This window comes from Baekduia sp. (assembly GCF_035996765.1).
Classification (GTDB): domain Bacteria; phylum Actinomycetota; class Thermoleophilia; order Solirubrobacterales; family Solirubrobacteraceae; genus Baekduia.
This window is the reverse complement of record NZ_DASYJG010000008.1, coordinates 1-22301: the sequence shown is the minus strand read 5'-3', so window position 1 is coordinate 22301 and position 22301 is coordinate 1. Positions and strand designations below refer to the sequence as shown.

Annotated in this window: 17 protein-coding genes and 1 tRNA gene; 8 read left to right on the top strand and 10 right to left on the bottom strand. The window is 69.4% G+C overall.

Annotated features, from left to right (window positions below):
- The first annotated feature begins 187 nt into the window (after positions 1-187).
- From VGO10_RS01130 to VGO10_RS01120, 3 genes are all read left to right on the top strand, one after another.
- On the top strand, positions 188-862 hold the full coding sequence (locus tag VGO10_RS01130) for a hypothetical protein (protein ID WP_327464272.1): 675 nt from the start codon (positions 188-190) through the stop codon (positions 860-862).
- A 239-nt stretch (positions 863-1101) separates the two neighbouring features.
- Positions 1102-1974, top strand: coding sequence for a hypothetical protein (locus VGO10_RS01125; protein ID WP_327464270.1), 873 nt, complete (start codon positions 1102-1104; stop codon positions 1972-1974).
- Positions 1975-2269: 295 nt separating this feature from the next.
- Positions 2270-3124 carry a hypothetical protein gene (locus VGO10_RS01120; RefSeq protein ID WP_327464268.1) on the top strand — a complete coding sequence of 285 codons (855 nt, stop codon included), beginning with the start codon at positions 2270-2272 and terminating at the stop codon, positions 3122-3124.
- Between the two features lie 508 nt (positions 3125-3632).
- On the opposite strand, the gene VGO10_RS01115 is transcribed toward VGO10_RS01120, so the two are convergent.
- A complete protein-coding gene (locus VGO10_RS01115) occupies positions 3633-3872 on the bottom strand; it encodes a helix-turn-helix transcriptional regulator (protein WP_327464266.1) in 240 nt (79 codons plus the stop codon).
- 311 nt (positions 3873-4183) lie between these two features.
- Entirely contained in the window at positions 4184-5419 is a 1236-nt protein-coding gene (locus VGO10_RS01110; protein ID WP_327464264.1) for an MFS transporter, read from the bottom strand.
- 127 nt (positions 5420-5546) lie between these two features.
- Between VGO10_RS01110 and VGO10_RS01105 the strand changes: the two genes are divergently transcribed.
- On the top strand, positions 5547-5894 hold the full coding sequence (locus VGO10_RS01105) for an STAS domain-containing protein (protein ID WP_327464262.1): 348 nt from the start codon (positions 5547-5549) through the stop codon (positions 5892-5894).
- 92 nt (positions 5895-5986) lie between these two features.
- Positions 5987-8926 (top strand): hypothetical protein, encoded by a 2940-nt coding sequence (locus VGO10_RS01100; RefSeq protein WP_327464260.1) that lies wholly within the window; start codon positions 5987-5989, stop codon positions 8924-8926.
- A 25-nt stretch (positions 8927-8951) separates the two neighbouring features.
- Here VGO10_RS01100 and VGO10_RS01095 read toward each other — a convergent pair whose 3' ends face one another.
- Together VGO10_RS01095 and argS (VGO10_RS01090) are read right to left on the bottom strand one after the other, a co-directional pair.
- Entirely contained in the window at positions 8952-9893 is a 942-nt protein-coding gene (locus VGO10_RS01095; protein WP_327464258.1) for a hypothetical protein, read from the bottom strand.
- On the bottom strand, positions 9890-11446 hold the full coding sequence (argS, locus tag VGO10_RS01090) for an arginine--tRNA ligase (RefSeq protein WP_327464256.1): 1557 nt from the start codon (positions 11444-11446) through the stop codon (positions 9890-9892). The genes VGO10_RS01095 and argS (VGO10_RS01090) overlap by 4 nt, the downstream gene beginning before the upstream one ends.
- 311 nt (positions 11447-11757) lie before the next feature.
- Here argS (VGO10_RS01090) and VGO10_RS01085 point away from each other — a divergent pair.
- A tRNA-Thr gene (locus VGO10_RS01085) sits at positions 11758-11830 on the top strand.
- Positions 11831-11886: 56 nt separating this feature from the next.
- On the opposite strand, the gene VGO10_RS01080 is transcribed toward VGO10_RS01085, so the two are convergent.
- From VGO10_RS01080 to argS (VGO10_RS01055), 6 genes are read right to left on the bottom strand one after another with little or no spacing between them, the layout of a single operon-like run.
- Positions 11887-13488 (bottom strand): PQQ-binding-like beta-propeller repeat protein, encoded by a 1602-nt coding sequence (locus VGO10_RS01080; RefSeq protein ID WP_327464254.1) that lies wholly within the window; start codon positions 13486-13488, stop codon positions 11887-11889.
- 11 nt (positions 13489-13499) lie between these two features.
- Positions 13500-13853 carry a chorismate mutase gene (locus tag VGO10_RS01075; RefSeq protein WP_327464252.1) on the bottom strand — a complete coding sequence of 118 codons (354 nt, stop codon included), beginning with the start codon at positions 13851-13853 and terminating at the stop codon, positions 13500-13502.
- Complete coding sequence (locus tag VGO10_RS01070; RefSeq protein WP_327464250.1) at positions 13850-14818, bottom strand: hypothetical protein; 969 nt, start codon at positions 14816-14818, stop codon at positions 13850-13852. The genes VGO10_RS01075 and VGO10_RS01070 overlap by 4 nt, the downstream gene beginning before the upstream one ends.
- 1 nt (position 14819) lies before the next feature.
- A complete protein-coding gene (locus VGO10_RS01065) occupies positions 14820-15329 on the bottom strand; it encodes a GNAT family N-acetyltransferase (RefSeq protein ID WP_327464248.1) in 510 nt (169 codons plus the stop codon).
- Positions 15326-17494, bottom strand: a complete 2169-nt coding sequence (gene pabB / locus VGO10_RS01060) for an aminodeoxychorismate synthase component I (RefSeq protein ID WP_327464246.1) — start codon at positions 17492-17494, stop codon at positions 15326-15328. Before pabB ends, VGO10_RS01065 begins: the two co-directional genes overlap by 4 nt.
- Positions 17494-18993 carry an arginine--tRNA ligase gene (gene argS / locus VGO10_RS01055; RefSeq protein ID WP_327464244.1) on the bottom strand — a complete coding sequence of 500 codons (1500 nt, stop codon included), beginning with the start codon at positions 18991-18993 and terminating at the stop codon, positions 17494-17496. The genes pabB and argS (VGO10_RS01055) overlap by 1 nt, the downstream gene beginning before the upstream one ends.
- Before the next feature lie 431 nt (positions 18994-19424).
- On the opposite strand from argS (VGO10_RS01055), the gene VGO10_RS01050 reads away from it, so the two are divergent.
- Positions 19425-20774 (top strand): cytochrome P450, encoded by a 1350-nt coding sequence (locus VGO10_RS01050; protein ID WP_327464242.1) that lies wholly within the window; start codon positions 19425-19427, stop codon positions 20772-20774.
- Positions 20771-22114: a SidA/IucD/PvdA family monooxygenase gene (locus VGO10_RS01045; protein WP_327464240.1), complete on the top strand. Its 1344-nt coding sequence runs from the start codon at positions 20771-20773 to the stop codon at positions 22112-22114. Before VGO10_RS01050 ends, VGO10_RS01045 begins: the two co-directional genes overlap by 4 nt.
- Positions 22115-22301: the final 187 nt, after the last annotated feature.

The window sequence follows — 22301 nt, the reverse complement described above, 5'->3', positions numbered from 1 at the left end:
ATGTGTACTGACGGAGTCAGCGCACTTCGTGACAGGTACGCCGATAGGCGTACGGGTTGAGGAGCGGCGACTGACGCCGAGCGGACGGCCGCATCGCCTTCTGGCGTGAGCAGCGCCCGTCCGCTTGGCCCATCTCTATCTGCGCGGCGCAACGACGTTTGTGTCGCGTCTAACCGAAGGGATACACATGTCGAAGTTCTCGAAGGTGGGCCTGCTGATCGCCGTCATGGCGTTCTGCGGCCTGGCGGCCTCCTCGGCCGGCGCGGTCGAATGGCATACGAACGGCCCGCTGGCGTTCAGCAGCACTAATGCCGGTGCGTCGCGGCTGATCATTCATCCCGCCGGCACGGTGGTCTCGTGCTCGACGTCCAGCGGCTCGGGCACGCTCAACGGTCCCACTAGCACGCTGGTGCCGTGGCTGAGCGCAGCCACTGTGACGCCTGCGTTCTCGGGGTGCACGGTGTCCGGCGCGGCCGGCTACGTCGTCGCTTGCTCGTCGGCTGAGCTGCGCGCCAACAGCTACTCCGGTGGCACCACCATTGGCACGGCCGGCGGCGGCACCACGTCGGGGTCGGTGACGGGTGTCGATTGCAGGCTGTCGCTCGGAACGACCACTTGCTCGACTATCACGGGCTCGGTTCCCGCGCAGTACATCAACCCGAACCCGATTGGCACGGGTGCCGGCAAGCTGACTATCTCTGCGACGGGTCAGACGCTGAACGTGACTAAGATCGGCTCCGGCTGCGCCGCGGTGCCGAACGGCACGGGCACTTTCGGCAGCACGGGCCCCGGCTCGTCGGTCACTGACCTCACGTACACGGTGGACGGGAGCAACGCTCCGTACATCTACCAGACTCCGTAAGTCGGAGTGACGACAGGCTGCTGGACGGCTGTTCGGCCGACCTGCGGCCACGTGCTTGGTGGCCCGTCGCATCTGCGGCGGGCCACCGCATTGGTTAGCAAGCAATCCAGCATTTAAACCTTCTCGCGTATCCGTTGACTTCAGGAAACGGTAGCGAGTATGATACGCCGCCGGCGGCCGTCAGACCTTGCCGCGGGCCTACATCAGAGTCCAAGTTCAATCAGGAGGGTTTGATGAGAATGCCTTTGAGGCCGCTGGTCGCGGCCATGGTGATGGCTGGCGCGTTGGGGGTGTCGGTGTCGTCTGCCTCGGCGGCTGCGCCGACGGGTGACTTCACCAACTTCAAGTACTGCCCGTACACGAACGTTGCCGTCGACTCGTGTCTGTACTCCAAGGTCACGTCCGGATCGTTCAAGCTCGGCAATGCCAGCGTGCCGATCACGGCGGCGACGCCGATCGTGTTCCAAGGCGGCTTCACGGTTGATCCGAACACGTTTTTGACGACGTTCTATCCGGCGGTGGGTGCGGACACGCTGGTCAAGCAGGCGATCAAGGTGCCGGGTGGGTTGATCGGCTTGGTCGATACGGGCGGGTTCTCGGGCCTGTTGATCTCGTTGTTCAACGCGGCGGTCGCGTCCGTGAACGACGTGTATGCGACGGCGGAGCTGGCTGGCACGCCGAAGTTCGACTACATCAACTTCGTGGTTGGTTCCGGAACGACGCTTGAGCTCCCGCTGCGGATCCATCTGACGAACCCGTTCCTGGGCTCCAACTGCTACATCGGCTCCTCCTCGACGCCGGTGCGGCTGAAGCTGACGACGGGTACGACGGCGCCGCCGTTGCCGAACACGCCGATCACCGGCGACGTTGGCACGATCACGCAGAACTCGGGCGCGACGGTGACGACGTCGAACGGTGCGAAGCTGGTCGACAACGCGTTCTCGGTGCCGGCTGCGTCCAACTGCGGCTACCTGCTGCCCGACATGCTGGTGATCACGTTCGCCGTCAACCTCAAGGAAGGCTTGCCGGCGGTCGCTGGCAAGAACACGGCCATCATGCAGGGCTTGGTCAGCAACGCCGTTCGCGGCGACGTGCAGGCCAGCGTCCACTAGACGCGCCTGCGAGCGCAAGCCTGGCCTAGCTAGGGAAACCTGGCCTCAGGCATGACGGGCAAAGGGGGGCGCCGAAAGGCGCCCCCCTTCCCGTTCTCCAATCGCCGCCTCACCGAGCGCTGCGTGGACTCAGGACCAATCGGGTATTTAGACCTTCTTGTGTCTCCGTTGACTTCAGGAAACGGTCACGAGTATGATAAGGCGCCGCCTGCGGCCGTTACGCCTGGCTGCGGGCAGACGGAAGAGTCCAAGATCAACGAGGAGGGGTCTGATGAAGAGGTCTTTACGGCCGCTGATGGCGGCTGCGGTGATGGCTGGTGTTTTTGGGGTGTCGGTGTCGTCTGCCTCGGCGGCTGCGCCGACGGGTGATTTCGTCAACTTCAAATATTGTCCGTACACGAACGTTGCGGTCGATTCGTGCATGTACTCCAGGGTGACGTCCGGGTCCTTCACGCTGGGGAATGCCAGCGTGCCGATCACGTCGGCGACGCCGATCGTGTTCCAAGGCGGCTTCACGGTGGACCCGGACACGTTCGTCACGACGCTTTATCCAGCGGTGGGTGCGGACACGCTGGTCAAGCAGCCGATCAAGGTGCCCGGTGGGTTGATCGGTTTGGTCGATACGGGCGGGTTCTCGGGTCTGTTGATCTCGTTGTTCAACGCGGCGGTCGCGTCTGTGAACGACGTGTATGCGACGGCGGAGCTGGCTGGCACGCCGAAGTTCGACTACATCAACTTCGTGGTTGGTTCCGGAACGACGCTTGAGCTGCCGCTGCGGATCCATCTGGAGAACCCGTTCCTGGGCTCCAACTGCTACATCGGCTCCACGTCCACGCCGGTCGTGCTGAAGCTGACCGACGGCACGACCGCGCCGCCGCTCCCCAACACGCCGATCAGCGGCGACGTCGGCACGATCACGCAGAACCCGGGGGGCTCGGTGACGACGTCGGACGGCGCGAAGCTGGTCGATAACGCGTTCTCGGTGCCGGCTGCGTCTAACTGCGGCTACCTGCTGCCAGACATGCTGGTGATCACCACGGCCGTCAACCTCAAGGAGGGCCTGCCGGCCGCCGCAGGCAAGAACACGGCCATCATGCAGGGCCAGGTCAGCAACGCCACCCGCAGCGACGTGCAGGCCAGCGTCCAGTAGGTCGCTGACGCGTGGTCGTGCTCTGCTGAGCAAGGCTGCTCTCACGTTTGAGCGGTAACGGGGCGCCAAAGGGCGCCCCCTTGCGGTTCTCCAACGAGAGGGGAATCTGCCAGGGGCCACAGGTGGCAGCACCCTCGCTACGACCGGCGGCGGCATCACCTCGGGGTCGATCACGAACCTCCATTGCACGCTGTCGATCGGCCTCACCGCCTGCTCGACTCACGGGCTCGATACCGGTGCACTACATCAACCCGAGCCCGATCGCCCATCCCCTGGCGACTTTGCCTCGGCAGGACCTCTCGGCTGGGCCGCTCCGCGTCCCCCGCCGCCTCCCGAGCCCGCTATCGCGGCGCTCAGGTCGGCGGCGAGGCCGCGGCGCTCAGCTGTCCTGCTCCCGGCCTGCCTGCCCCCTTGCGACGCCGCTCTCCGAACGGCGCACAAGAGCTCGCAGACTGCAAGCACGCTCTTGTGCGCCAGCGGACACCGCCGCAAGGGCGCTGATACAGGCTTATCCGACCGGCTCCGGCTCAGGAACGACCTCTGGTGGGGCGATCAACTCCTGGACTGGAACCTTTAGTGCAGCCGCCACCTGCATCACCGTTCGCAGGCGCGGCTCGCGCAACCCGCGCTCTAGCCGACTGACCTCCGTCGGATGGAGCCCGGCGAAATGGGCGAGCATCTCTTGCGACCAACACCGCTCCTTGCGCAGACGGCGCAGATTGGCGGCAAGCTGGAACTTCGCATCCATCGTTGTCTCCTGTCTCTAACCGCGTGGCCTCGAACCTACGGGTGTGTCCGATTCCTCGGGAGTAGTTTGCCCGATTTTGAGCAGTGAGATACGAAAACGTGTGCAAAGGTTTCAGCGCACCGGAGGATGGAGTGGCCCACGGGCTGGCTGGCCGATGTCTCATTCCGTCGCATGTGGGGACCGTAACCCAGCGCCAGCGCTGCTGCCATGGTCTGCCCAGGTGTTGTGGCGATCTTTACTAAACGGGCCCTGCCACTTGGCCCACCTCTCTCCCGCCGTTGCCTTGACACACACGCGAGAACGGGCCGATTTCAGGGGCTGGGCGCCTGGGCCGCGGCAGCCGGCCGCAGGCGCTGGCCCGCCGAGAGGCCGTAGCCCAGCGCGAGCGCTGCCGCGATCAGGCCCCCGGCAGCACCGACGCCCAAGGCCGCGCGCGGTCCCGCCCATTGGCCGATTGCGCCGACCAGCGGGCCGCCGATCGGCGTTGAGCCCAGAAACGCGACGACGTACAGGGCCACGACCCGCCCGCGCATGGAGGGATCGGCTCTGAGCTGCAGCGTGGCGTTGGTCGTCGACGAGAAGACGACGCTGGCGGCGCCGGCCACGGCGAGAAAGACGGCCGCGACCACTGGGCCGGGACTCACCGCTGTGGCGCCGAGGCCAGCGGCGAAGATCAGTGCCGCCGCTGCGATGGTTTTCACCCGTGGGGCAACCCGTCCAGCAATGGTGAGTCCGCCGACCACTGCACCAAACCCCATTGCAGCGTAGAGCAGCCCAAAGCCGGTGGCGTCCAGGCCGAACTGCTGGTGGGCCAGTAACGGAATCGTCACCTGGAACTCGTAGGCGAGGGTGCCGACCAGCGCCATCATCACGAGCGGGATCAACAGGTCGCGGCGCGCCCGCACGTAGCGCACGCCCGCGCGGACGGCATGCGGCGTACGTGCAGGCGGGCTGTCGGGTCGGAACAGGGCCTTGGTGTCCATGGCCAGCAGGCCGAGGATCGGTGCGAGAAACGAGGCGCCGTTGACGAGGAAGCACGCGCCGACGCCGAGCAGGGCGATGATCGTCCCGCCCGCGGCGGGGCCCACCATGCGCGCGGCGGCGGCCACGGTCGAGTTGATGCTGATCGCCCGTGGGAGCGCGGCGTCGTCGACGAGCTCGGACACGAAGGTCTGGCGCGCGGGGACGTCGAGCGCGCGGGCGACGCCGAGGCCGAGGGCGAGGAGCCAGACCATCCAGAGCGCCACGACGCCGGCGACGGTGAGCGCGCCGAGCGTGAGCGCCAGGAAGGCCTGCAGCGCCTGGGTGGCGAGCAGGAGCTTGCGCTTGTCCACCGCGTCAGCGACGGCGCCGGCCCAGGGACCGAGCAGCAGCACCGGCAGCGCCTGCAGGGCGACCGTGATCCCGAGCGCACTGCCCGAAGGCGTCAGCTGGAGCACCAGCCACGCCTGGGCGACCGTCTGCAGCCAGGTGCCGGGGACCGAGATCAGCTGGCCGGAGAAGTAGAGCCGGTAGTTGCGGCGCTCAAGAGGCGACGGGGACGTCACATCCAACGGTGTAGCGGATCGCCCCGCCACTGAGGTCTGCGCAAGTGCTCGGGGCGCCTCCGGCAACGCAAGCGCCCCGGACCTGGCAGGCTTGCGCCATGTCGATCCTGGGCATGAGAAGGCAGCCATGAAGCAGCGTCCGGCGGTCACCATCCTCACGGGAGAGCTCGATCTCCAAGCGTCGCGCTCGCTCGGGCAGCGCTTGAACGAAGAGGTCGGCGCGGGCACCGCGGCGCCCGACGTCATCCTCGACCTCTCCTCGGTCTCGTTCATGGACTCCAGCGCGCTCGGTGTGATCGTCCAGGCCGACCAGCGTCTCGGCCGCCAGGGGCGTGGCCTGGCGGTCATCGCGCCGGAGGGCTGTCCGGCGGCGACCTTGGTGGAGCTGACGCACGTGGAGCGGTCCCTGCGCGTCGCGGAGAACCGCGACGAGGCCGAGGCCAAGCTGGCACAGGATCCCGCCACGCCGTCCTGATCGGCGCCGTGCACACCAGCGCGTGTGCGAACTTCTCGTTTCCTGGGTAACACGGCTGGACGGAGAGCCGGAGCCCTGCAGGAGGGGAACGAATGAGGATGTTGTTCAGGATGCGGCGCGCGCTGGTCGCCGCGGCATCGATTGCTGGTCTGTGCGCGCTTGCGCCAGCTGCTCACGCGGCGTTCGGCGTCTCGAAATTCGATGCGGGCACCTGCACCAAGAACACCGAGCCCGCGCCGCAGTGCACGCGCGACTCGACGCCGGACTTCTGGTACGCGACGGCCGGCGGGCATCCGCAGTGGGGCATCACCGACTTCGCGTTCAACACGGCGGGCCCGCTCGCGACGCCGGACGGCAACGTCCTGAACGTGCACGTCGACCTGCCGGTCGGGCTCAGCGTCAACCCGGAGGCGACGCCGAAGTGCACGACCGCCCAGCTCGAGGCCCAAGCCTGTCCGGCCAACAGCGAGGTCGGGACCAACTACATCACCACGGTCTCCGGCGTGGTCAAGGCCCCGATCCCCACCACCGTCTACAACATGGTCCAGCCCGAGGGCATGCCGGCACGCTTCGGGATGACGGTGCCGGTCGTCGGCGGCCAGATCTACCTCGACGGCGGCGTCGCGTGGGACTCCGATTACCACGAGTCCTTCACGATCTCGAACATCACCGACGCGATCCCGCTGTATGAGACGCGCCTGGTCTTCAACGGGCGCGCCGGTGACGGCACGTTCATCACCATGCCCAGCGGCTGCACCGGCCCGGCGACGACGGGCCTGCAGGTCGACTCCCACCAGGCGCCGGGGCAGTACTTGTCCTACAGCACGCTCACGCCGATCGGCGCGAGCGGTTGCGCCGACCTGCCATTTGCTCCGACGGTCGGCGTCGCGGTCGACACGCGCGTCGCCGGCGCGCCCTCCGGCGTGACGATCGACGTCGGCCTGCCGCACAACCCCAACGGCAAGGACCAGCCCGACACCGCGACGCTCAGGGACGCGCACGTCACGCTGCCCGAGGGCATGACGATCAACCCGTCGGCCGCGACCGGGCTGGCCGGCTGCACCGACGAGCAGCTCGGCAAGGGCACGACGCGCCCGGTCAGCTGCCCGGCCGCCTCGGCGATCGGCACCGTCGACTTCGAGACGCCGGTCCTTCCGGCAGGCTCGCTGACGGGCACCGTCTACCTCGGCCAGCCGCTCAAGGACGACCCGCAGTCAGGTGACAAGTACCGCATGTTCTTGGTCGCCGAGTCGCCCCGCTATGGCGTCTCGGTCCGGCTCGTCGGCCACGTCGTCCCCGATCCGCAGACCGGCCGGCTCACCGCGTCGTTCACCGACAACCCGCAGGTGCCGGTCAGCCTCGTGCGCGTGGCGCTGCGCGGCGGCGACCGCGCGACGCTCGTCAACCCGCCCGCGTGTGGCCGCGCGAAGATCACCGGAAGCTTCAGCTCCTGGGGCGGCCAGACCGCGACGGCGACCAACGACGTCACCATCGACCAGGGCTGTGAGCGCGCGGGCTCCTTCGCGCCGGGGCTCGCGGCGTCGGTGTCTGACACGCACGCGGGCAAGAGCCCGTCCTTCGCGCTTGCGGTCACGCGCCCCGACGGCGACCAGGCGCTGCAGCGCATCGACGTCAACCTGCCGCCCGGGCTGCTCGCCAAGCCCGCCGGGATCCCGCTCTGCGGCGACGCGCAGGCCACGGCCGGGACCTGCCCGGAGACGAGCAGGATCGGGTCGATCGACGTCAGCGCCGGCGCCGGGCCGAGCCCCTTCGCGCTCGGCGGTCGCGTCTATCTCACCGGACCGTACGCAGGCGGCCCCTACGGGTTGTCGATCGTCGTCCCCGCGGTCGCCGGCCCGTTTGACCTCGGGCTCGTGGTCGTGCGGGCATCGGTCCAGCTCGACCGCAACGACGCGCACGTCCGGGTGCTCAGCGATCCGCTGCCGACGATCCTCGATGGCGTTCCGTTGCTGCTGCGCAGCGCCAGGGTGACCATTGACCGGCCTGACACGATGCGCAACCCGACGTCGTGCGCCCCGCTGACGATCGGCGCGACGCTGACGTCGGTCGCATCGCTGACCGCGTCGCCGACCGCGCCGTTCGCGGCCACCGGCTGCGACGCGCTGGCGTTCTCGCCGAAGACGAAGATCGCGCTCACGGGTGCGACCCAGACCTCCGTCGGCAAGCATCCAGGTGTCGACTCGACGGTGACCCAAGCCGCCGGCCAGGCCAACATCCAGCAGGTCCAGGTGACGCTGCCGCTGTCGCTGGCGCTCGATCCCGACAACGCGCAGTCGCTGTGCGAGTTCGTCGACGGCGCGCGTGGCGATTGTCCGCAGACCTCGGTGATCGGCAGCGCAACCGCGCGCACGCCGCTGCTCGACCATCCGATCAGCGGCAAGGTGTACTTCGTCAAGGGCGTGCGGATCGACCCCAAGAGCGGTCGTCAGATCAAGACGCTGCCGACGTTGTTGGTGCAGTTGCGCGGCGACATCGCGCTGGACCTGCGCGCATCCACGACGGTGGATGCCAAGTCGCGCCTGGTCACGACCTTCGCGCCGATCCCCGACGCGGCGGTATCGAGCTTCCGGCTGACCCTCGCCGGCGGCAAGCACGGGATCCTGACCGTGACCAATCGCAACGGCCTCTGCACCGGCGCCAAGCAGCAGGCGGCGCTCGTCGCGACCGGCCACAACGGCAAGCGCGCCCCGTCGACGGTCACGCTGGACACGCCGTGCTCGGCGGCTGCGAAGCTGTCAGGCGTGCGCGCCGTGGGCGGCGGTCGCGTGCAGGTTGCCGTCAAGGCCACGGCTACCGGCCGTGTGGTGCTGCGCGGCGCGGCCGGGCGGCTGGGCTCGTGGTCGCACAAGATGCGCAAGGGGCAGACGCTGCACGTGACGCTGAAGGCGTCGAAGAAGACGCAGACGTCGCTGGCGCGCGGTCGGCGTGTGAGCGAGCGGGTCAGCGCGAAGTTCACCGCGAAGGGCAAGGGCGCGACGACGGTGCGCAGCAAGGCCGTGCGGCTGCGGTGATGCGCTGAGGCGGGGCCGCCGCGTCCTACGGCGCGGCGGCGTGGGCCTCGGTCAACAGGCCTGAGGCGAGCGCGTCGCTGCAGTTGGCTAGCACGTCAAGGGCATAGCCGCCCTCCTGCACGACACAGATCGGCAGGCCCCGTGCGGCGAGCAGCCGGCCGATGCCGGCGAAGATGTCGGGGTCGAAGTTCCAGCTGCCATGCGGGTCGCCGGCGACCGTGTCGTAGCCGAGCGACACGACCAGCACGCGCGCCGTCTGCGCCAGCACCTGCAGCGACTCGTCGACGGCGTCGAGGTAGGCCTCGGGCTCCGGCGCATCGCGAAACTCCACCAAACGCTCGCGGCCCGTGCGCGGCAGCGCCGGATCCAGCGGCGCGGTGGTGACCGGCCAGGCGTGGAGCGAGTGGAGGGCGACGTCCTCCATGTCGGCGACGATCGCCGAGGTGCCGTTGGGATAGTGGAGACCGAGGTCGAGGATGCCGACCGGGCCGGCCCCCGCCGCATCCAGCGTGTAAGCCGCTGCGGCGGCCGTGTTAAGGCAACAGCAGCCGCCGAGGAAGGCTGGGCCTGCCTGGTGTCCCGGCGGACGGCAGAGGGCGTAGGCGAAGCGCGCGCCCGTGGCGACGTGGCGTGCCGCGCTGATCGCCGTGCGCACCGCCTCGCCGGCGGCGGTGACGAGCTCGGGGCCGATCGGGATGTGGGGCTTCAGATCGTGCAGCGTCACGAGATACTCGAGATCGTGGATCGCATACAGCGTGCGCTCGACGTCGGCGTCAGACGCGCCGGACCCGATCGCGCGTACGCCGGGGTGGCGACGCAGGCCCGCCTCCACGAGGCTCACGCGCAGTCCGCCGTCGAGCAGCCATGGCTCGTCGCCGTCGATCGAGCCGCCACGCTGGCGCACCATCACCAGGCCCCGCACGCGCTGCTCGCGGCGCGTCGGCTGGTCGATCGACAGCGTGGTCACCGCGGACCCTCCAGCCCGAGCCCGCGCGCGCTGCGGTCCAGCAGCGTCTGCACGACGCGCTCGACGTGCTCACCGCGATCGCGCTCCATGGCCCAGTGGGCGAGGTGCTTGAGATAGAGGGCCAGCGGGCTGACGTCGAGCCGCTGCACGGCCAGGCGCAGATGTTGGCGGTAGAGCTCGGACTGGATGACCGCGAAGCGATACTCGGGGTCGTCGGCGGGCCGGCCGACCTGCCCGATGTTGCCCGTGCTGCGCCGCGCCCGGGCACGGACGAGGTCCCAGCCGACGCTCTGCTTGTCGCGCAGGAGCTTGGGCTGGTCGAACTCCATCGGCCGCGCCGCCGGGTAGGGCAGGAAGTAGCCGAGCGCGATCTGGGGCGCCATCCGCTCTGGCGTCGGATGTCGACGGCGGAGCTCAAGGGTCACGGGCTCGGCGTCCATCTGCTCGTCGAGCCAGTCGATGAGGTCGTCGATGAGCAGGGCGCCTTCGCTGGAGGCCAGCGCCCGCTTCTGTCGCGCGACCATCGCGTTGAAGATGTCGTGGGTGGGGTGCAGGCTCCCGTTGCCGTTGGGGACCAGCTCGTCCATCAGCTTGCGTCGGCAGTTCACGTGGCCGACCCACTCGGTGCCGCAGATCTGCATCGAGGTCATGTCCTCGAGATCGGGTGCCGCCATCCAGTAGGCCAGCGCGCGCATGTGCTGCGTGGTCACGCCATCGGGCCGCACGAGCGGGAACTCCTCGAAGCCCTCCAGACCCGTGGCGTAGACGACCACGCCGTCGTCGCGACGCTTGAACCGCCCGTCGCGCAGCCCGGAGGCCGTGAGCTCGGCGGCGTCGACGAGGAAGTCGGATTCGAAGAAGACGCGGTCGAAGGCGACGCCGAGGCGGGCGAGCGTCTTGCGCTGCCCGGCGATGACCCAAGCGCGGGTCTTGTACCAGAGCTCGAGCGCGTCGCGGTCGCCGAGCAGCACGCGCCGCAGCATCTCGTCGGCGTCGTCGTGACGCATCGTCAGCTCGCGGGTCTGGGAGTCCTCGGGATACTCGATCTCGTTGCCGGCGATCGTGCCCGAGGCGGCGACGTAGTCGGCGTAACAGATCCCGACGAAGTGGTCGCTCTTCTCACCGCCGCCGTCCGACCAGCCGCCGGCCTGGCGGCCGCTCTGTGCGACGCCGGCCATGGCCTCGCCCATGCTGCGCCCGGCGTCAGAGATCAGGCTGCGGCGCTCGACCTGTCCCCCTGCCTGGGTCAGCGCCGAGGCGATGGCGTTGCCGATCGCCAGATTGCGAAGGTGGCCGACGTGCAGCGCCTTGGTCGCGTTCGCGTCCCAGAACTGCACCGAGTACCGCCGTCCACCGGCAAGGTCGGAGAGCGATGCCTCGGCGCTGCCGCCGGCCTCCAGGCCGGCGCCGGTCGATTCGATCCAGCTGTCGGTCAGGCGGACCTCGACGCCGTCGCGCTCGCGTCTGACGGCGGCGACCCACGGCTCGGCCTCCATCCGGTCGAGCACCGAGAGGGCATCCGCATCGTCCTGCCAGTTGGTGACGCGGGGCACGAGCTTCAGATCGAAGCGGCGTGGGCGCCGCGGTGCTCGGCCGGCCCAGGGAGCGGGCGCGCCTTCCCGCGGTGACGAAAATTTCAGATAATCAAAGAGGTTGACCGCCATTTGGACCCTTGTGATGACTACTACCTGGCTACGACCCCCAGGTCAACTCTGGGTCAGGACATCTGCGCCGAGCCCATGACAAAGCGATCAGCCCATGCCAAGTGGCTCTTGTGAGGACCTTCTCAGGTCAGATAGAAGTTGCAGACATCGCCGCTGACTGACTTTCAGAATCTGCCTGGTTGTCAGCGGCGTGAATTCGCGCACCTGTGCCCTAATCGGTGAAGGGACCGGATTAGTAATCCGGGCATCAGGGTTCGAGCCCCTGCAGGTGTATCCGGCAATCGCCCGGGCGTAGGAGGTCTACGCCCGGGCGTTTCTGCGTCAGGCCGCTACCCGCCGAGGCGGTAGGCGACTAGCGCGGGCGCCTGGCCCTGGGCGGCGGCGAGGCCGCCGGCGGCGATCACCGTGTTGCCGGAGACGGCCACGCCGGTGTTGGAGTTGGCCGGGAGCGCCGCGCTCCAGACGGTGTCGCCGGTCTTGGCCGACAGCGCGTAGACCTGGCCATCGAACGTCGTCGCGAACACGACGTCGTTGACCACCGTGGTCGCCCCGAAGGCCGGGGCCTGGAACACCTGGTCCCACTTGATCTTGCCCGTGTTGACGTCGAGGGCGACGATCTCGCCCGTGTTGCTCTGACCGCTGCCCTGGGAGGCGCTCCCCGAGAACGTCGCCGAGTTGTTGACCACCGGCACGTAGACCAGCTTGCCGTCGCTGGCCATCGGGGCGATGACGCCGCCAAGGATGCCGGGATAGACCTCCACGCCCTCGTGCAGCTTGGAGTACTGGCCCTTGACGGCGAGCAGGCCGTCATGGTCGTGGCCGTTGTGCTGGCCAACCGGCCGCTTCCACAGCAGCTTGCCGCTCTTGCGGTCGACGGCGATCACGATGCCGCTCTTGCCCGCCTCGATGACGGCGGGCTTGCCCTTGACCTTGGTGAGGATCGGCGGGTCCTGCAGATCCCAGTCATAGATGTCATGCGGCGTGAGCTGGTAGTACCACTTCATCTTGCCCGTCTTGGCGTCGAGCTTGACCAGCGAGTTCGTGTACAGGTTGGGGCCGGGGCGGCTCTTGCCCCACGGGTAATCCGGGTTGCCCGGCCACGGTCCGGGGTTGCCGACACCGAAGTACATCCCGCCCTGAGCGTCAAACGCCGGTGCGTGCCACAGCCCGCCGCCGAGGTTGATCTTGGTGTTTTTGGCCGACCACGTCTTGGTCGGGGCGGTGTCAAAGCTCCAGACGCGCTTGCCGGTCTTGGCGTTCAGCGCCCACAGGATGCCCTTCGTGCCCTCGTTGTAGAACTTCGTGTTGTTGCCCGGCACGGTCGACACGTACACCAGCCCGTGGTGGTAGCCGGGCGTCATGTCGATGCCCTCTTCGTCGTTGCGGATCAGCTTCGCCGACCAGATCTCTTTGCCGGTCTTCTGATCCAGGGCGAACGCGGAGGTGGCGGTGGCGCCGAAGACCCGGCCGCCGCCGACCACGATCCCGTTGGGGCCCTGGTCGGGCGAGCCGTAGGTCTTCTTCCAGAGCACGTCGCCCGTGCGCAGGTTGATGGCCTCGACGTTGGACTCGAGATCCTGCGAGTAGACGACGCCGCCGGCGACGATCGGAATCGAGGCGTAGCTGCCGTACTGGCTCTTGGCCGTGAGCGGGTGCGTCCAGGCCGGCTTGAGCTGCGTCACGTTGGCGCTCGTGATCGGCCCGCCGACCGAGCGCGTGTTGGACAGGTCGTTGTTGGAGTAGCCCGAGCCCGTCAGCGTGGGCTTGGCTGCCGTGTCGGGCTTGGAGCCCGGCGGTGCGGCGTTGGGCGTCGACGTCGCATCGGTCGCCGACGTCGGCTTGTCTGACGACGACCCGCAGGCCGATAGCGCCATGGCCACGACGACCAGCGCCGCCAGCGCCAGCAGTGCCGGTTTCCCGTTGTCCCTCATCCGCTCGAACATCAGCTCGCTTGCTCCTCTCGAGCCCGTGTCAGCTCGTCGATGATCTGGTCTTCCAGGCGGCACGTTGCCGCGATCAGCAGTTCAAATAGGTCGCCGCTGAAGTCCGCCGGCAGGTCGACAGCTGCGCCGCGCTCCAAGTAGCGCGCGCGCACCGCGTCGACGCGGTCGGGCTGCATCATCGGGATGCCGTGCGCGCTCTTGTAGTGCGCCACCGCCCGACAGATGTCAAAGCGCTCACCGAGCAGGTGAGCAATCTGATCGTCGATCCGGTCCAGCCGGCCGCGATACCTCTCCAGGCCACCTCGATCAGATGATGGTCCTGCAGACGCTTGATGGTGGTCTCGGTCACTCATGCCGCATGCTCCTCCAGGAGTCCTGTCGCGAAGGCGTGGCTGCAGTCCGCCAGGGTCTCCAGCGCGTAGCCGCCTTCTTGGATGACGCAGATCGGGACGCCGGAGGCTGCAAGCAGCCGTCCGATCTCCGTGAAGATGTCGGGCTCGAAGCTCCACGAGCCGTGGGGGTCGCCAGCGACGGTGTCGTAGCCCAGCGAGAGCACGAGCGCGCGCGCCGAGCGCGCCAGCGCGGCCACCGACGCACGGACGGCGTTGAGGTAGGTCGCGGGGTCGGGGACCGTCCGGAACTCGATCAGCGCCTCGCGCTCGGTGCGCGGCAGCACGGGATCCTCGGGGGCGTTGGTGACCGGCCAGGCGTGCAGCGAGTGCAACTGCGCGTCGTGCATCTGCGCGACGATCGCCGAGGTGCCGTTGGGGTAGTGGAGGTCGAGGTCGAGGATGCCGACCGGGCCGGCGCCGGCGTCGAGCAGCGTCTGGGTGGCGGCTGCCGCCGTGTTGAGGTAGCAGTAGCCGCCAAGCCACGCCGGGCCGGCGTGGTGGCCGGGCGGCCGACACAGCGCGTAGGCGAAGCGCGCGCCGCCGGCGACGCGCTGGGCCGCGGTGATCGCGGTGCGCACGCCCTCGTGGGCGGCGGCGACGAGGCCGGCGCCGACCGGGATGTCGGGCTCCAGCCCCGGGGCCGTGAACGCCGGCATCAGCGCGGGCTCCTGCTCGGACTGGCGGACGTGCTGGAGCGCATCGAGGTAGCTGGTCTCGTGCAGCGCGCCGAGCACCCGCTCGACGTCGGCATCGGACGCGTCGGCCTCGACGGAGTGCACGCGCGCGTGGCGCCACAGCCCCTCCTCGAGCGCCGCCAGCCGGCGGTCGTGATCGTGGCCGCGCATGCGGCGGCCGCCGTCGACGATCCAGGGGGCTGCGTCGTCGCCGTTGCGGCGACGCTGGGTCACCATCACCAGCTCGGTCACGTCACACGAGCTCCCGGCGCAGTCGCCCGCCGATCGTCCCGAAGTCGTTGCGCAGGTAGAAGCGCCGCGTCGCCTCCAGGTGCGGCCATCCGTCGCGCGGGACGCCGACCTCGATCCGCGTGACCTGCTGGCGTCGCGCCGCGGCGACGAGCGCCTCGATCAGCCCGTGGCCGACCGCCTGGCTGCGCCAATCGCGGTGGACCCACAGGTCCTGGATCAGCCCATAGCGACCGGGGACGTGGATCGCGAGCTGCCAGCTCGCGGCGAGCATGCCGATGATCGCGCCGCCGGCGTCGGCGAGGAAGACCTCGCCGGCGTCGCGGTCGCTGATCAGGGTGCGGGCGGCCGTCTCCATCGCATCGGGGGCCGGCGGCGTGGCGTTGAGCTCGCGCAGCAGGGCGCGTGCGGCAGCGGCGACGACCGGCGCCTCTTCGGGAGAAGCGGGCCGGACCTGCCATCGCCACGCCGCCGCAAGCGACGCGGATGGCTCGACATCGGTGCGGTCGCTCATGTCGACGCCACGGTCGCGGTGGGCTCGATCTCGACCTTGAACGCCTCCGGCGCGGCGCTGCCGGTCACGGCCTGGGCGATCGCCGCCATCGGCGCGCGCGCCTTGAGCAGGATCTCGTCGAACTCCTCCTCGGGATCTGACTGCATGACGATCGCGCCGCCGGCGCCGATCGTCGTCGCGCCCGGGCGCAGGACGATCGTGCGGATGACGATGTTGAGGTCGACGCTGCCGTCGGCGCCGAAGTAGCCGATGGCGCCCGAGTACACGCCGCGGGCGACGCGCTCGATGTCATCGATGATGCTCATCGTGCGCAGCTTCGGCGCGCCGGTCATCGAGCCGCCGGGGAAGCACGCGCGCACGCACTCCACCGGCGTGCGGTCGGCCTCGAGCTGGCCTTCGATCGTCGAGACGAGCTGGTGCACGGTCGGGTAGGTCTCGACCACCATGTACTCGGGGACGCGCACGCTGTCGACCTCGCACACGCGGCCGAGGTCGTTGCGCAGCAGGTCGACGATCATCAGGTGCTCCGCGAACGTCTTCTCATCGGAGAGCAGCTCGGCGCGCAGCGCCTCGTCGGTCGCGGGATCGGCCGCGCGTGGCGCGGTGCCCTTGATCGGGCGGGCCTCGACGCGGCGGTCGCGGTCGACCGAGAGGAAGCGCTCGGGCGAGGAGCTCACGATCGCCAGCTCGCCGAGCTTGAGGTAGGCGGCAAACGGCGAGGGGTTGCGGCGGCGCAGCAGCTGGTAGAGCGGGAAGGGGTCCGGGCTGGCGGTCGTGGAGATCTGATCGGTCAGGCAGACCTCGTAGGACTCGCCGGCGGCCAGCGCCGCCTGGCTGCGGGCGATGTCGGCGAGGTACTGCGTGCGCCCGCGCCCGACGCGGAAGAGCACGGGTTCCTCGGGCACGTCGGCGGCGTGCGCCGCTGAGGCCATCGCCGTGTCGTCGGGTGGTGGTGCGGCCAGCGCCTCGTGCACTGCAGCCTCGGCCTCGTCCAGCCAGCGGCCGGCCGCGCCACCGTCGTCGGCGCCGGTGAGCGCGAGCAGGTGCGTGCGGTGATGGACGTGATCGACGGCGACGACGCGGTTGGCGAACATCATCACGGCGTCCGGGATGTCGGAGCGGTGGACGTTCGGGGAGCCGCAGTCGGCCTTGCACTCGTAGCCGAGGTAGCCCACATAGCCGCCGATCAGACCGCTGGCGATCCCCTCCGGCGGCTCGATCTTGGCGTGGGCGAGCTCGCGATCGAGGAGGTCGAAGATCGAGTCCGTCTCGACGGTTGTTTCTCCCGCGCGTGTAACTAAGACCTCGCCGGCCTCGATGTCGTACTGCAGCAGGCACTCCTCGGCACCGGTGCTCGTGCCGACATAGGAGCTCTGCGCCAGGCGCGTCGGCGCATCGGCGCTGTCGAGCCAGAAGGCGTGTTCGGCGGCGCCGAAGAGCCGCTGGAAGACGTGCTCGGTCGGCGGCTCGACGTCCAGCGTGCGCATGTGGAGCTCGAGACCAGTGCGGCCAGTCTCGCGCGTGGGCCGCGGTGGACGGGCCTCCGGCGCGGGTGGCCGGCGCGGCTGGCGCCGGCGGCCGGGTTGATGCTCGCGGGCCATGTCATAGAAGTTCTTGACGATCGCGCGCCCGTGCTCTGAGGCGATCGACTCAGGGTGAAACTGCACGCCCCACAGCGGCCGGCGGGTGTGCTCGATCCCCATGACGACGCCGTCCTCGGTCCACGCGGTCACGCGGCCCTCCGGACCGAGCGGACCCGTGACGGCGAGCGAGTGGTAACGGACCACCGAGAAGTCCTGGGGCACATCGGCGAAGAGGCCGGTCCCGGTGTGCTGCACGTGGCTGAGGCGCCCGTGCATCGCCTCCGGTGCCGTCTCGACGATGCCGCTCAGCACGTACCCCAGGCCCTGGTGGCCGAGGCAGACGCCGAGCACCGGGATCTCGCTGGAGCGCAGGATGTCGGAGCAGACGCCGAAGTCATGCCAGCGGTCTGGCCGGCCAGGACCGGGCGAGAGCACGATCGCGTCGAAGTCCCAGCGCTCCAGGACGCGCCAGGACACCATGTCGTTGTGCACGACGATGGGCTCCTCGCCGCTGACCTCGGCGAGCAGGTGAAAGACGTTGTAGGTGTATGAGTCGTAGTTGTCAATCAACAACGTGGGCATCAGGAAGCCTCCAGTCCGAGCCCCCGCGCGCTGCGGTCCAGCAGCGTGTGCACGACGCGTTCGACGTGCTCGCCGCGGTCGCGCTCCAAGTGCCAACGCGCGAGGTGCTTGAGGTAGAGCGCGAGCTGGGTGACGTCGAGCCGCTCGACGGCCAGCCGCAGGTGCTGGCGATACAGCTCCGATTGGACGACCGCGAAGCGGTACTCCGGGTCGTCGGCCGGCCGCGCCGTGTCGGTCTTGACGCTGCCGCGGCGCGCCCGCGCGCGCACGAGGTCCCACCCGACGCTGTCTTGCTCGCGCAGGAGCTGCTCGGGCTCGAAGTCGATCGGCCGCGCGACGGGGTAGGGCAGGAAGTAGCCGAGCGCCACCTGCGAGGCGATGCGCTCGGGCGCGGGATGCCCGAGGCGCAGCGCGCGCCAGTCGGGAACCTCGTCGATGCGCTCGTCGAGCCACTCGATCAGGTCGTCGATGAGCAGCGCGCCCTCGCTGGAGGCGATCGCGCGCTTCTGGCGGGCGACCATCGCGTTGAAGATGTCGTGGGTCGGATGGATGCCGCCGTTGCCAGGCGGCGTGAGCTCGTCCATCAACTTGCGCCGGCAGGTCACGTGGGCGACCCACTCCTCGCCGCAGACCTGCATCGAGGTCACATCGCCGAGGTCAGGTGCGGCCATCCAGTAGGCCAGCGCGCGCATGTGCTGCGTGGTGACGCCGTCGGGCCGCACGAGCGGGAACTCCTCGAAGCCGTCGATGCCGCTGGGGTAGACGACCACGCCGTCGTCGCGGCGCTGCAGGGTGCCATCGCGCAGGCCGGAGGCGCTCAGCTCGGCGGCGTTGGCCAGGAAGTCGGATTCGAAGAAGACGCGGTCGAAGGCGACGCCGAGGCGGGCGAGGGTCTTGCGCTGTCCGGCGATGACCCAGGCGCGGGTCTTGTACCAGAGCTCGACCGTCTCGCGGTCGCCGAGCAGGACCTGTCGCAGCAGGTCGTCGGCGTCGTCGCCGCGCAGCGTCAGCTCGCGGGTCTGGGAGTCCTCGGGGAACTCGCCGTTGTCGCCGGCGGCCGGAATCGCCGTGGCGGCGACGTAGTCGGCGTAGCAGATGCCGACGAAGTGATCGCTCTTCTCGTTGCCGTCGGGCCAGGTGTGCGCGTGGCGAACGCCCGCCATCGCCTCGCCCATGCTGCGGCCCGCGTCGGAGATCAGGCTGCGCCGCTCGACCTGGCCGCCCGCCTGGGCGAGCGCCGAGGCGACCGCGTTGCCGATCGCCAGGTTGCGCAAGTGCCCGACGTGCAGGGCCTTGGTCGCGTTGGCGTCCCAGAACTGGACCGAGAAGCGCTGCCCGTGGGCGAGGTCGGAGAGCGTCGCCTCGGCGCTGCCACCGGCCTCCAGACCGGCGCCGGTGGTCTCGATCCAGCCGTCGTCCAGGCGGATCTCGATGCCGGAGGGGTCGCGCGTCACGGCAGCGACCCAGGGCTCTTGCTCGATCTGCTCTAACGCGCTCACCGCCGCAGCGTCCTCTTCCCAGGCGGGGGAGCGTGGGAAGAGCTTGAGGTCGAAGCGAGCGTGGGGTCGACGTGGCGAGCGTGCCGCCCACGGGGCGCCCGCGCCACCGTGCGCAGGCGCCCCTTCCAGAAAGTCAAAAATATTGTCTGCCATGTCAAACTCGGCGGCGAGTGTGGCAGTACGAAATGCATTGGACAACAGCCAATGTCGATAAATTTCTGCACTAGGCCAACCGGCGAAGCGGTTTCAAACGCTGATGGCGTATCTGCCAGTTGGCTCTTGTGGGGCCTCGTTCGGAGCGGATACAACTAGGCCACAGCAGCGAGGCGCGGGCAGCCTCGTATCACTGTGCACATTTTGTGTACAAGTCTTGTATGAGTTAACGAGCCCCGGCCGGCGGCTGGTGTTTTAAGGGAGGAGAGGCCGTCGGCATGAACTCTTTGGCGGTCGATGACGCGCAGGACGCGGGTGCCGCGGGCAAGGGACGCCCGGCGCTGCCACCCGGCCCGCGGATGCCGGCGGCGGTGCAGGCCTGGCAGTGGACGCGCAGCCCGCTGCCGTTCCTCGACAGCTGCCGGCGCCGCTACGGCGATGCCTTCACGCTGCGCATGAGCCACTCCGGCACCTGGGTCGTGCTCTGCGACCCCGAGGACGTCAAACGCGTCTTCACCGCCGACCCCGTGCAGATGGGCGTGGCTGAGGCCAACGCCGTGCTCGGGCCCCTGCTCGGGCGTCGGTCGGTGATGCTGCTCGACGAGCCCGAGCACCTCACGCGCCGCAAGCTGATCCTGCCGCCGTTCCACGGCCGCCACATGGACAGCTACGCGGACATGATGAGCGACATCGCGCGGCGCGAGGTCGCCCGCTGGCCGGTCGGCGAGCCGTTCGAGCTCTGGCCGCGGATGCAGGCGATCACGCTCGAGGTGATCATGCGCATCGTCTTCGGCGATGTCGGTCATGACCGGCTCAACGAGGTGCGTACATCGATCGAGCAGCTGACCGCGTGGCTCAACGACCCGCGGCGCCTGGCGGTGCTGTCGGTGCTCGGACCGCGCTGGATCGCCAGCGACCGCGGCTTCCGTCGCGCACGCGGGCGCGTCGAGCAGGCCGTGCTGGGCGAGGTGCGGCGGCGCCGGATGGAAGGCACCGATGAGGTCGGTGGCGACATCGTCTCGCTGCTCGGTCGCGCCCGGTATGAGAACGGCGCGCCGCTGACCGACAAGGACCTGGGCGATGAGCTGATCACGCTGCTCTCCGACGGGCCGACGTCGACCTCGCTGGCCTGGGCGTTCGAGCGCCTGCTGCGCCATCCCGAGAAGCTCGACCGCCTGCGCGAGGAGGTGCGCGCGGGCGAGCAGGACATCTACCTCGACGCCGTCGTCAAGGAGACGCTGCGCCTCTGCCCGCCGGTGCCGGTCGTCGTGCGACGGCTGCGCGAGCCGGAGTGGCTGGGCGGTCACCTGATCCCGGCCAGGACGGTCGTCGCGCCGTCGGTCTACCTGATGCACCGCCGCGAGGACGTCTATCCGGACGCGGGGAGCTTCCTGCCCGAGCGCTTCGTCGGGCAGGCCACGGGGACCTACACCTGGATTCCGTTCGGCGGCGGCGTACGCCGCTGTCTGGCGGCGAGCTTTGCGATGCAGGAGATGAAGCGGGTGCTGCGGATCGTGATCGGGGAGGTGGACCTGCGACCGGCCGGCACGCGCTCAGAGGGCGTCGCCCGCAGCTCGATCGCGTTTGTCCCCGACCGCCGCGCGCTTGCGGTGGTGGGGGCTGCATGAGTGGCGCCGCCGACCTCCTGGTCGTCGGCGCCGGCGCCAAGGCCGCCGCCGTCGCGGCGAAGGTCGACGCGATCAATCGCCTCGGGCTCGGGCCGATCTCGGTGACGATCGTCGAGGGCGTCGAGCCGGCGGCGTCGTGGAAGGGCCTCAACGGCATGACGTCCGGCGACGAGCCGCTGGCGGTGACGCCGATCAAGGACGTGGGGTTCCCGTACGAGAGCGGCAAGGCATTCGGCGACCTCGGGCCGGCGATCGACCGCGAGGTGATGTCACTCTCCTGGCAGCAGTACCTCGTTGGCCGTGGTGGCTGGGCGCGCTGGGTCAACGCCGAGACGCCGTCGATTCGTCATCGCGACTACGGCGCGTACCTGGCTTGGGTGCTGTCGCGGGCGACCACCGGCGTGCGGATCGTGTCCGGGCGCGTGCAGCAGGTGGGCTTCACGCCGGGCGGTGAGGGCTGGACGGTGGAGGTCGAGGGGCGAGAAGGGTTGGAGCGTTACGAGGGTGGTGCGCTGTTGCTGACCGGCCCGGGCGTCCACCGCCATCTCTCGCACGACCCCGAGGCCGCGCCGCGGATGTTTCACTGCGACAGCAAGCGCGGAGACTTCCTGACCCGTGTGCCGGCCGAGGGCAGCCCGGAGATCGCGATCGTCGGCGGCGGAGAGAGCGCGCTGAGCTGCCTGGCGTTCCTGCGCCGTCATCGGCCGTCGGCGCGGCTGACGGTTTACACGCCCACGCTGCCGATGAGCCGCGGTGAGAGCTTCCTGGAGAACCGGGTCTTCGCCGACCCCGACTGCGTTGGCTGGAGCGCGCTGGAGCTCTCGCAGCGGCGGCTGTTCGTGCGCCAGTGCGATCGTGGCGTCTTCGATCCCGGCGGCCTGTTGAACATCGCCTACGACGACCACTGTCGCTTTTTGACCGGGCGTGTCGTGCACGTGGCTTCGGTGAGTGGTGGTGATGGTGTGGCGGTGGACTACGCCTCGCCGGAGGGGCCGAGTGTTGACGCCTACGAGTTCTTGGTCAACTGCAGCGGCTTCGATCTGCTCGAGCAACTGCGCGGGCTCTTCGCACCTGGGGTGCGGGCTGAGATCGAGCGTCAGTCGGGACCGCTGTGGGATCGCCCGGCCGATGTCGAGGTGCCGATGGGGCGTGCGCTGGAAGTTGTAGGTCTGAGTCCGCGGCTGCACATCCCGGGGCTCGCCGCGCTGGCCCAGGGGCCGGGGTTTGCGAACCTCGGCTGCCTGGGGTTGACGGCGAACCGGGTGGTCGCACCGCTGCTGGTGGGCGACGAGGCGCCGGCCGCGATGGTGGTGACGCGGGGCGACGAGTTGGGGTTGTAGGTCGGGACGGGCGTCGTCGGTATTCAGTGCGGGTGCTGGTCGTGGGCGCGCAGCGTGGTCTGTTTGGCGGCGAGGAGAGCGAGCGGGGTCGGCGCTTCGCGGCGCTTGCTCGTCGTCCGCCAGCGCCCGAGAGGGGTGGGCGAGAGCATCCGAGGGTGCGGGGCGTCTCGTGGTGAATAATTCACCA